The sequence below is a fragment of the Zhongshania borealis genome, assembly GCF_039539625.1.
Classification (GTDB): Bacteria; Pseudomonadota; Gammaproteobacteria; order Pseudomonadales; family Spongiibacteraceae; genus Spongiibacter; species Spongiibacter borealis.
The window spans coordinates 674560-685775 of record NZ_BAABDM010000002.1 but is presented as its reverse complement, the minus strand read 5'-3'; the positions used below and the strand labels follow the sequence as shown (position 1 = coordinate 685775).

The 11216-nt window shown below is 46.6% G+C and carries 8 protein-coding genes; 5 read left to right on the top strand and 3 right to left on the bottom strand.

Features of this window, described 5'->3' with window-relative positions:
* Positions 1-5267: FG-GAP-like repeat-containing protein (locus tag ABD836_RS09415; RefSeq protein ID WP_344935006.1), on the bottom strand; the 5267-nt coding region annotated here is incomplete at its 3' end.
* 189 nt (positions 5268-5456) lie between these two features.
* Here ABD836_RS09415 and ABD836_RS09410 point away from each other — a divergent pair.
* Positions 5457-6023, top strand: coding sequence for a hypothetical protein (locus tag ABD836_RS09410; RefSeq protein ID WP_344935004.1), 567 nt, complete (start codon positions 5457-5459; stop codon positions 6021-6023).
* Between the two features lie 202 nt (positions 6024-6225).
* Positions 6226-6891, top strand: coding sequence for a type II secretion system protein N (locus ABD836_RS09405; RefSeq protein WP_344935002.1), 666 nt, complete (start codon positions 6226-6228; stop codon positions 6889-6891).
* 131 nt (positions 6892-7022) lie between these two features.
* Here ABD836_RS09405 and ABD836_RS09400 read toward each other — a convergent pair whose 3' ends face one another.
* Complete coding sequence (locus ABD836_RS09400; RefSeq protein WP_344935000.1) at positions 7023-7490, bottom strand: 5' nucleotidase, NT5C type; 468 nt, start codon at positions 7488-7490, stop codon at positions 7023-7025.
* 39 nt (positions 7491-7529) lie between these two features.
* On the bottom strand, positions 7530-8237 hold the full coding sequence (locus tag ABD836_RS09395) for an NUDIX hydrolase (protein WP_344934997.1): 708 nt from the start codon (positions 8235-8237) through the stop codon (positions 7530-7532).
* A 159-nt stretch (positions 8238-8396) separates the two neighbouring features.
* Here ABD836_RS09395 and ABD836_RS09390 point away from each other — a divergent pair, with 159 nt between their 5' ends.
* From ABD836_RS09390 to ABD836_RS09380, 3 genes are all read left to right on the top strand, one after another.
* The gene (locus ABD836_RS09390; RefSeq protein ID WP_344934995.1) at positions 8397-9416 is read left to right on the top strand and encodes an SPFH domain-containing protein; all 1020 of its coding nucleotides are present in this window, start codon (positions 8397-8399) and stop codon (positions 9414-9416) included.
* Between the two features lie 10 nt (positions 9417-9426).
* Positions 9427-10350: a diacylglycerol kinase catalytic domain-containing protein gene (locus ABD836_RS09385; protein WP_344934993.1), complete on the top strand. Its 924-nt coding sequence runs from the start codon at positions 9427-9429 to the stop codon at positions 10348-10350.
* A 92-nt stretch (positions 10351-10442) separates the two neighbouring features.
* A complete protein-coding gene (locus ABD836_RS09380; RefSeq protein ID WP_344934991.1) occupies positions 10443-11192 on the top strand; it encodes a metallophosphoesterase in 750 nt (249 codons plus the stop codon).
* Positions 11193-11216 lie beyond the last annotated feature (24 nt).

Genomic DNA, 11216 nt, shown 5'->3' with positions numbered 1-11216 from the left:
CTGCCAATATGGTCTTTGTGTAAATAGCGCGTTTCTACTATTCCGGCACTGTTGGCGGTACGATTCTTATAGGTAACAATGGTATTGCCACCAACATAGTGGCGTTCTTTGATATCACCATTAGGCAATGTGACCTTTTCATATAGACCACCTACGAACACTGTATTGCTAATGCCCGCAGCGGTTTCGTCCATTCGCGTGATTAGTTGTCTGTCAGCACCATAGCCCATGGTTGTTTTATTGGTCGTGCCTTGACTGATAAAAGTCGGTTTATCAAACAGATTCCACGTAATACTACGACCATCGCCACTGAGCATATTGCCATTGAGATCATAACTGTAATTGGTGTTTTTACTACCGATGCCACCTCCCGTGATTTGGCATACAGCATGTGGTCCAAACCCGCCATTGGTACAAGTACTGCCGTATTTATAATTACCAACACCGGTCTTACTTTTAATATTCCCAAGGGCGTCATAGCGGATGTTTACTACCTGTTCTTGCGCGTTTCCAAAATCTGCTTTGGTCGTATAAAGGCGATTGAGGGTGTCGTAAACAAAGTCCTCCTCAAAGCCTTTAACATGATCTTTACGCCAGTCGAGGTTTCCGAGCTTATCGAAACTAAACTCCTGATTCTGACGATAATCTAAAAGAGCGTTCTGGGTAACAACTTGCTCAAGATAGCCGGTAGCGGCGTCATACTGATGTTGAGTGGTCAAGCCATTGCCCAGCAAGGCATTGACTATATTGCCACGCGCATCCTGTGCGTTGACGGTGTAATAGACCTCATTGTTTGCCGCATTTTTAAGTGCACTGAGATAACCGCGATTATTGTATACATTCTCGATGGTCAAGCGATTACTTGGCCCAGGGTATTGCACCGTGGCCACTCGGTTGAGGCTGTCGTAGGTCGTATTGTTGTAATAAGTTACACCGGAGATTTTTTCCGCAAGTTGAGTGCCGCGACCAAAGCTGTCGTAGGTCGCAGTTTGCTGATAACCATTTGGGCTTTTCACCCAGTGCAACTTTCCAATACCCGCGCCGCTGGCAGTATCAAACTGCCACGTCGTGGTCTCCACATTCGCAGTATTACCAGCACATTGGTTCGTCGATTGGGCCATTTGGCCAACATTTCCGATACTGGGCTTAGTTCCGGTATATGCATCGATGCGCTTAACTTTACGGCCTAATTTATCGTACGCTGAACAAGTAGTTTTCCCAAGTGCATTGGTTTGGGTAATCAGTTGCCCCAAACCATTGTAGGTATAACTCCACACGCCTTTATCAGGGTCATCCATACTGGATTTCCGTCCGAGTACGTCGTAACTGATCGTAGTGGCAGGTGATAATGTACTTGGCGGCGTGATCGCGGTCATCTGACCAACGGCGTCATATTCATACTGTAACAGGTTGTTCTGGTTGTCCTTTACCTGAATCAGATTGCCCAAGGAATCGCGCGTTTCGGTTTTTTGCTGAGCTTTACCAAATGTATCCATGGTCGATATAACAGTGAGCCCATTGTAATTTACCGTGTCATAGCGGCCATCTGCATTAACGGTAGTTACGGGCCGACCCAATTGGTCATACACAATCGTATTCCAGCTTGGGCTACCCGTTCCCGCTTTATACGGTTCGCTGACTTTAACGTTATGACCTTTAGCGTCGTATTCGTAATCCATCAGAATCCATTCTTCGCTTCCACTAGCAAATCCTAGTACCGCCTTTCTCAACGTTCGGCCAAGTTTGTCGAAGTACTCGTGGCTTTCGCTACCATCAGCGCCGAGCGACTGAATATAGTATTCCGCCGTCCAGTTAGGATCACTTGGGCAAAACTCGGTTGAACTGCTGCAGTTGAGATAGAAAGTCTCAGCAATAACTTGATTAGCAGTGCCGTATAGTACAACCGACTGTCGTAACCGGCGAAAATAATCGTATGCAAACGCACTTACCAATCCATTTGCATCCGTAGTGCGTGTTCTTAACCCTGCGCCGGCAGAACTGTCATCCAAGTATTCATGACTTATACTGTGGCCCAGCGCACTAGTTTCGGTCATAACATAACGACCGGTGCTGTCGTAAGCTACCTTACTAGTCCGACTGGCAAAATCTGGCCCAGACACAGTGACGGCCAGATTGTGACCAAAGCTATCTACCGATGTTTGACCAGCTTCATTAATCCCGTACCGAGTAGTGTGCAAAGCTGTACTAGTGCCGGGCTTCATGATCCGCTCAGCCATTTTTCTGCCCGTAGGATTTGAGCCGACAGTGTCATAATCAAATTCAGAGGTACGTGTTAGTGCAGGTTTATTTGGTACCACCGTTGTCACAGAGCTGCTGGTTAGCATCCCCATTAACCAATTAGTCGTGTCGTTTTTATATTTCGACGTCGTCGTCGTCGTACGAATCGGTGTTGTAGCGCTCGCCGAGCTGTACACCTTACTGACCATGACCCTTGACGAATTATCTACCTCATAATAGATATCGGTTACAGCTGGATTGGTGACAACTTCTTTGTGCAAGAAATCGCCATTAAGATCCTTTTTAGTTACCGTCGTTTTTAATATAGAACGAAAGTACCTTACGGTATCAATGTCAGTAGGGCCATCAGTGCAGTCGCTACCATCGCCCCCAGCACACATGTAATTCACTGACCACTGATTTTCAGTCTTACTTAATGTAGAACCAGTTAAAGGAGACGTGGTAGTCACTTCTTTCAAGGTGCCTTGTAGCAGGTTTTCATAGTCTTGACTAAAGGTTGAGACGGTCTCAATCCCCGTGTCATTGTTAATGATCTTAACTTGCTCAAAGCCGAGGTTGCCAAGCCCTTCCTGGTGAATTAATAATTGCTTATAGCGATATGAGTTACTGTTTTTGCCGCCTATTCCGTTACTTTGGCTTACTTTTGACACAAGGTAACTAGCATTTTGAACGTTGACTAGCGGATATGTCGCATCGCTACCGCGATCGTAAAAATCAGGGTCAGTAGGGTCATTCAGGAAGCGATACTCAAACTCGGTTTCCACGCCCATACCATTAGAAACCTTAGCAAGGTAATCTGGACGCTCATTGTTATGTAGCCGCACTTGCCAAGTATTATTAATTGCTAATATGAGATCAGACATTCCATTGCCGGTAATATCAGCCACTTGCGGCCCCCAATCCCACCCTGTGCTGGGAATACCTGTAGCGGTATAACTCATTGTTGTGCCATTGGACGTTAATACCCCCCACTGATTCCCATAATTGAAAAGGATGTCTGCCTGGCCGTCGGCGTTGTAGTCATAAACTAAAGCATTGTCCCATTGCGAACTTCCAACTATATTTGAAGGATATGCAATTGTGGGTTCTGTAAACCCGTCCCCAGTATTGATTCGAAACCAAATTTTAGAATCATAACGAGTAACAAGATCTGGCAAACTGTCGCCATTCACATCGGCGACTTTCATACCGGAAAAACCTTCGGGGCTACCGAAACCTGAGCGATATTTAAATACCGGCCCACCTTGAGAATAGTAAACCCCCCAAGATGAGCTAGTGATTTGCTGCAGCACATCATCCAAGCCATCGCCATTAAAATCTGCGATCCAGACTTTTCCATTTACAAAGTTATAATACAAATTGGTAATCTGTGGGTCACCAAATCCCCCGTTGGCCCCTTTACCTAAAAAGCGCACCCAAGTGAAGCCTTGACTATTATCGTAATAAACAAGATCTTTGCGGCCATCACCATCGACATCCATAAGACGCGTAGTACTGGCATTCGATACATTTATACCCGTGCTAATTTTAGTGAAATTAGGACCACCCGGTATGGTTACTGTGACCGGCTGGCCACCCCACTGAAACGTATATGTCTGTGGCGTGGTGGTGGTAGCTTGTAGCACATGCCAAACACCACCGTAATCCACCAGTAAATCTTCCTTCAGATCATCGTTATATCTAAAACTATGAGATGTTGCGGGGTTACTTGAAGCAATTGCCGTAGTTTGAGTAATTAGCCCGCCACCATTACTTAAAAGAATGCGCCAATAACCACCATAAGACTGCACTAAATCATCACGACCATCACCATTTACATCCATTACATGCGGGTTTTGGTTACCACCATCTTCAGAACTTCCACTATTAACTGCTTGCGCAGAAAACCCAGGCTGTCCGTCATCCCACGTAAAATAGGTGGCCGGAGCGCACCAATAGGAGACGCACTCTTGTACTGAAGCGACTCGTGATTCACCGGTAGCGGCATTCGTAGTATAAGTAAGCTTCATCTCACGCTGCTTTACCCCCGAAGTAGTCACTGTCGTGAGACCAGCAACAGATTTTAGACGCATTGTATGCCGATTACGTTGACCCGCAAAAAAGCTGTATGACGTATCAGGCCGTGTCTCATATAAAAATTTAACTTTGTTTTGCGGCTCCGCACCAACAAAATTATAATTAATGTGACCAATCAAATACTCGCCGTTTTCATCATCGTCGTGGTAATAATACTGAATCTTGTTATCAAATCGATCAACTGATTCCGCGACACGCCACTCGTACGATCGACTCTCCACATTTACGACCGGATTTTCCAATTGCCCCGTGGGGCTGTAACACACAAAATAGGAGTCACTCGGCCCACCAAGTATTACGCTTCCGGCGCTTGGGCAAGTATAAAAAGTTCTCTCAACTGACGCTCTTGCATTACTTGATACATTTGATTCATCGCCATAGATATGTACGCGGCCATCTGCAGTCCACACCTTAAACCATATGGGATTATGAGCTCCATTAGTGGCTTGAATGTTTGTCTCACCCTCCATCAAAGTCCCTTCGGACCCGTATGAAACTATTTTGGAAATATTATCGTACTCTGTACGGTATTCAGTGCCCGCCGCACCGTATTCACCGTTAACTGCGATTAAACGCTGTCCGTCTATACAAAACTGATCATCGTCGTCGAAGTTAATACCATCATGATATCCATCACGAAAAATGGTTGTTGAGCAACGATGCATGGAAGATAGGCCTGATATATCAAATCCCATCCCGACCACACCATTTCCACCATTACTGTTATAGGTGATGGCAATATTTGGGTTCATGCCCTGTACGCCCGCCGGCAGATTAACGGGAATTGTATACTGGGCACTACCGTCATTACCTACGTCGTGCTGAGCTGCTACAGCACTCGCCGCAATGGTAGCCGCGTAAGACTCAGCCGAGACCAGAAGAATAAACGCAAGGATATTGGAGATAAAAAATTGATATAATAGTCGGGACATATCAGCAGTCCTTTGCCAGGTTGAAGTTCGATTTTTATGATGTAAAAATATTTCGTGATATTTTTGATAACGGCATGATTGCCTAATCCATGATTTGACAGCTATAGTTATTTTTACCTACTTGACGAGAATAGTTAGTCAATGCGACCCTTCTTCGAGAAATAAGCCCCATCTGGAAGGACTCGGAAAATGAATGTAGTACGTCTCAACAATCTAGCTCTCCCAGCAATAATAGCTGCACTCCTTTTCTCAATCTCGAGTATTTCCGCATACGCGGACAAAAAGGACATAAACCGGCAAGAAAATAAACTAAAGGCAAGGGGAATTGAAACGCTTCCCACCCAAGCATTAGTAGACATATATAACGCGTGCCTGCATTCAGCTCTACGCATAGAAGAAGATGCGGCAATAGAGTTGAGTTTGAGCACTTCAGTAAATAGGGCAAATCTTTCACAAAAAGAAACTACAAATAAGATAAAAATGCAGAATTTAACTCGTCACTGCCAGAACGAGCGCAAAGAGCTTAGCAAGCGAACGGCAGATCAATTCGTTGACACACTTGATGATCTCTTTGAAAAAGAAACCAATATCTATTTATCTGGGAAAGATGCTAAGAAAACTAACAAGAAGTCTGACTACGCAAACACTCTCGTAGTATCACCGACTAGCAAAGATCTGACACCGAAACCACAGACCAAACCAAAAACTGGTCGCGAAATGACGGATGTAGGTGCTGGGCCAGTGCTTGGCCTATAAACAAGTTTACGTTACTTTGCAGAATAACGACGATCTAAGCAGCGGCGACCACAGTGACACGATACTTGATGACCTCAGCCGTATAGCTTTGTTTCGTTACCTTACAAGAGTATTCCAAACATTGAGATGTCACCCAGCACTGCTGTACCGTTAAAAACCACACCCACCCAACGACCAGTAGCTAGGCGAAAGAAAAAACACTATGAATGCAGTAGAAACTTACTATCGCCGCCTGATAATACTCACTATAGTGGTCATTGGTGCTGGCTTTACGCTACTTAGCATCGTCAGCCATCACCACCTTCAAAGCATTCTGCATGATACACAATTATTCGACATCGTCGATTCGTCATCTAACATCCAGCCAATGCTCGAAAGAAGTGCGAACTTCGGGCACGAAAATACTAATCCATCCATATCGTTAAACCTCCTCAATCAACTAGCAATGATGGGTGAAAGAGCTACTTCTCAAACGCCCCCCGCACTCGACTCCCTACCAGAAACAGGACTCTCGCTTTCTTTAGCGGGCGTACTTTTCAGCTCTGCTCAAGGTCGGTCAGCTGCGATGATCAGCATTAATGGGCAACCAGCTAAATACTATCGCAGCGGAACAGAAATCCAACCTGGACTCGAATTACTCGAGATCCGCCCAGATCAGGTCGCAATCCGCAATCAAGGGGTATACGAAAAAATAGTATTTGACGTTGTTACAATTTGGTCAGGGAGCGAGACGCCAACAGAATATATACAGAACGATCTAACCCCCTCAAATGAGGACGTAAATACCCTTGCATCTTTTATTGGAGAGGGTAGCGGTATATCCCGGAATACATTGATGGAATTACTCCGTGAGTCCCCGCCGAGATAGTGACAGCTCTTTATGCGCTAAAGAATCTTCTAAGCATGATGCCGCATACACATCACAATCGTAGTAAATGGATATACCCCTATTTAGAAAACCTCACTAACACGAAGTTTAAAAATTACTATAAGTACAAATTATCTACCTACTAATGTTTTGAAGTACCTAGTCACACTCGTCCAATTTGGAAACTCGTCAGAACCAAATAACATTAACTCCCCATCGAAAAGATCCTGTCCTTTTCCCGACGGCATATCGTCGATGAGATAGTCGCCTTTGCTAAGATGTTTATGCGGACTGATTATCAGATTTTCTACAACCGCCATCCCCAAATGGTTTTCTACCCAAATCCGCTTCTCTGCATAACAATGAGGGTTCTTTATCGACGGTGCCGTCAAGATATATACATCCAACTTTGGGTGCTCGTGCAACCACATATACGAATCGATAGCATCGGGCATGGGATCAAGACTTTCATATAGCCCTGGTTTGCTTTGAGGAAACGCACGCCCCGGATACTTGGCTTTATGACGCGCAAAGCCGGCAGCGTAGTCACAGAGAACGTGATCCATATCTACGTACACAATGGCTTTTTTCTCGGTCATTACACGCCCCGCCTTTCTAAGAACTGTCCTTCAGGTGTACTACGATTCTAAATTTCGCACAAAGCGGTAAGCCCGCCCCTCAGGTTTCACCTTATATAACTTGGCTGGCCTGCCTCGGGCGACCGTGGACTTTCCGGTATCGATCAATAGCTCTGCTTTTTCGATGCGGCGCCTGAATGATTTTTTCTCAAGAGTCGTCCCGATAATGACTTCATGAAGGGCCTGTAACTCGGTAAAAGTAAACTCATTTGGCAACGCATAGGCTGGCACAATCGAATACAGGGCCTTTTGCTGGAGCCGCTCATGTGCAAGCTGAATGATTTGACCGTGATCAAAAGCTAGCTCTTTAGCACTCAACGCACTGACCTCCCGCCACTGTACGTCGGTCACCGAATCGATGTGTGGCTCACAGTTCACATGGGCCACTAATGCATAGAAAACAATGGTAACGCTCCAGCCACGAGGGTCCCGGCTGGCCCCGCCCTGCGAGAGCAATTGCTCAATATAAAGTGGCGCAATTCCCGTCTTTTCTTTCAGCTTGCGGATAGCACACATTTCCAAATCCGTATCAGTGCCCTGCTCGATAAACCCACCAGGCAACCCCCACTTGCCGGCGAAGGGCGCATTGCCACGCTGTACGAGGAGAACCTTAAGCTTCTCGTCGTGAACCGTGAATAGCACACTGTCTACCGTGGTTAGCGGCACATCATAATCATGGATATTGTACGGGGCCGGTGATTTGGCCATGACACACCTCAGCTCGAATGTTTTTGCACTAGCTTCAATCTCTTAGCTAAATTCTAACAATTAATTGTCCAAAAGCCACTAAAAATGCTTGACGCATAAGTGGCGATAAGACACTATTTAAATCACATAGTGTCTTATCGCCACAAAAGGAGCGTTACCATGCTAGGTTTTCAATACTTCAAAGCAGACCCCACTGTTCATGTTATTCAAACGAGCAGCGGACAAATCAAACGCCAAGGAAAAGGCTTAAGCTTTTTCTACTACGCACCCAAGACCTCGCTCACCGCGATACCAATGAGCGCGAAGGACGTGCCTTTCATCTTCAATTTGCAAACGGCCGACTTCCAACATTTACGTGTGCAGGGCCAGCTCAGCTACAGAGCAGCGGATCCCCAAAAGCTGGCCGACATGTTGAACTTCACCTTGAACGAAAACGGCAAGGAATACATCTCTGAGGATCCTACCACCTTAGGTGATCGAGTAGTTCGTGTGGCGCAAGGGGTGATACAAGAAGAGATTCAAACCACCACACTGCGTCAAGCCTTAACACGTCTCAAGGAGTTAGATACACGCCTTAAGACCGCACTTATAAGCAGCACACCTTTGCAGCAACTGGGGATTACCGTGATAGACGCCATGCTGGTCGCACTCACCCCCACACCAGAAACAGCCAAGGCACTTGAGGCTGAAGCCCGCGAATCTATTCTTAAAGATGCTGATGACGCTATTTACGATCGCCGGAAATCCGCCGTTGAGCAGGAGCGGACTATCAAAGAAGCCGAGCTGCAAACGGAAATGACGATTAACAATAAGCAGCAGGAAATCGCCGAGGCAGAGTTAGATAATCAGCGCACCCTGACCCGCAAGCGCGCCGAAACACGTGCGGAGCAGATGACTGCGGATATCAGCGCAGAGGAGACTCGTAAGGCACTAGTAGAGCTGGCGCAAACCAACAAGAAAATTGAAGCCGATGCTGAGGCATACGCCATTGAGATTCGGGCCAAAGCCGCCAGCTCGGTACCTGTTGAGTACGTCAAAGCGATGGCCATGGCCAGTATGGATCCGCAGCAACTGTTTGCGGTAGCCATGGACAACTTCGCCGTCAATGCAAACAAGATTGGCAGCCTGCATATCGGCCCAGATACCCTAAACAGCTTACTCAAAGACTATAACGGGTAAAGGAGCAGCAATGATGGAACAAAGCACTCGGATTATTCTCATCCATCGGAAAACGCGGCTGGCAGAACTTGTTGAACGGTTTAACACCGTCCAACAAGCCCGCTTCTACCTTGAACAATCGGGGGCCGACTTTGCGGACTATCAGCAAGAAGACCAAGACTACCGGCACATTTTGGAACAAGCCCGTCGCACTCTAGAAGCGCGCGGTCGAGTTCAGGTGCTTGAACGCGCAATGCTGCCGAGCTACAGGTTTAATACTGATGATACGGTTGTTGTGATTGGCCAAGACGGCTTAGTCGCCAATACGTTGAAGTACCTGAATGGAAATCCTGTGATCGCGATCAACCCTGACCCACAACGTTGGGACGGTGTTTTGCTGCCCTTTTTACCCGCAGATCTACCGCTAGTTATCGACGAAGTGCTTCGCAGAAAGCGAAGCCACAAGGAGATCACCCTCGCCAGGGCGAGCACCAACGACGGCCAAACCATGCTGGCGGTGAACGATTTATTTATTGGCCCTAAAAGCCATACCTCTGCCCGCTATGCACTCCACTGGGGAGCGCACAGCGAAGTACAGAGTTCATCAGGCATCATCATATCTACTGGCTTAGGCTCCACCGGCTGGTACCAAAGCCTACTCGCCATGGCGCAGGGCATTACTGGCACAATGACAGACCCACATGTCGGCAGCGGTTTTGACTGGGATGCCAAGATGCTGATGTTCACGGTAAGAGAGCCCTTCCCCAGCAAGCAAACCGGCACGACGTTAACACGTGGCCAGGTCAATGAACTAAGTCCACTGCGGATAGAGTCATTTATGCCGGAGAATGGGGTCATATTTTCAGACGGAATTGAGAGTGACTTTTTAACGTTTAATGCGGGATGTACAGTTGAGATTCAGTTAAATGACATCGCGGGTAAATTAGTTGCTTGATACAGCAAGCAAACTAAATTCAAAACCACAGAAACAGAAGCCAGAAACATAGAAGTATCAGGAGAAAGTCATGCTACACCGGAGGTACGACCATGAAGTTATTAGTGTTAAGTGATCTTCATCTTGAATTTGCGCCTTTATCCATTCCTGATACCGATGCAGACGTGGTCATTCTTGCCGGCGATATCAACCTGAAAACCCGTGGCCTGGAATGGGCGATTAAGACATTCCACGACAAGCCCGTTATTGCGGTGATGGGAAATCACGAATACTACGGTGAGAAGTACCCTGGTCTTGTTACAAAAGGAAAGCAGTTGGTAGAGGGAACACATGTTCATCTGTTGGAAAACGACCGCGTCGAGATCGACGGTATCTCATTCTTCGGCTGCACACTCTGGACCGACCTGAAGTTATTTGGCGATGCGCGTTTGGCTGGCTATTTCTGTCAGCAGGAAATGTCAGATTTCAAGAAGATACGAGTTGAACCGGGTTACTCCAAACTTAACCCAGTGAGCATGACAGCTATTCACAATCGTTCCTTAGACTGGCTCAATGATGAACTTTCGGCGAGCACCACCAAGCAAAATGTCGTAGTTACCCACCATGCGCCATCAGCAAGATCAATTGCGCCGAAACTTTCAGAGGAGCTCACGAGCGCGGCATACGCCTCCCATCTTGACGCAATGATTAATAACCATAACATTGATGTATGGGTTCATGGGCACGTGCATAACAGCTGTGATTACAACGTTGGAAATACTCGCATTGTATGTAATCCGAGGGGCTATAGCCCTGACTGGTTGAATCCAGATTTTGATGAGAGCTTGATCGTTGAGATATGAGCCCTCAACCCAGAATACGAGACC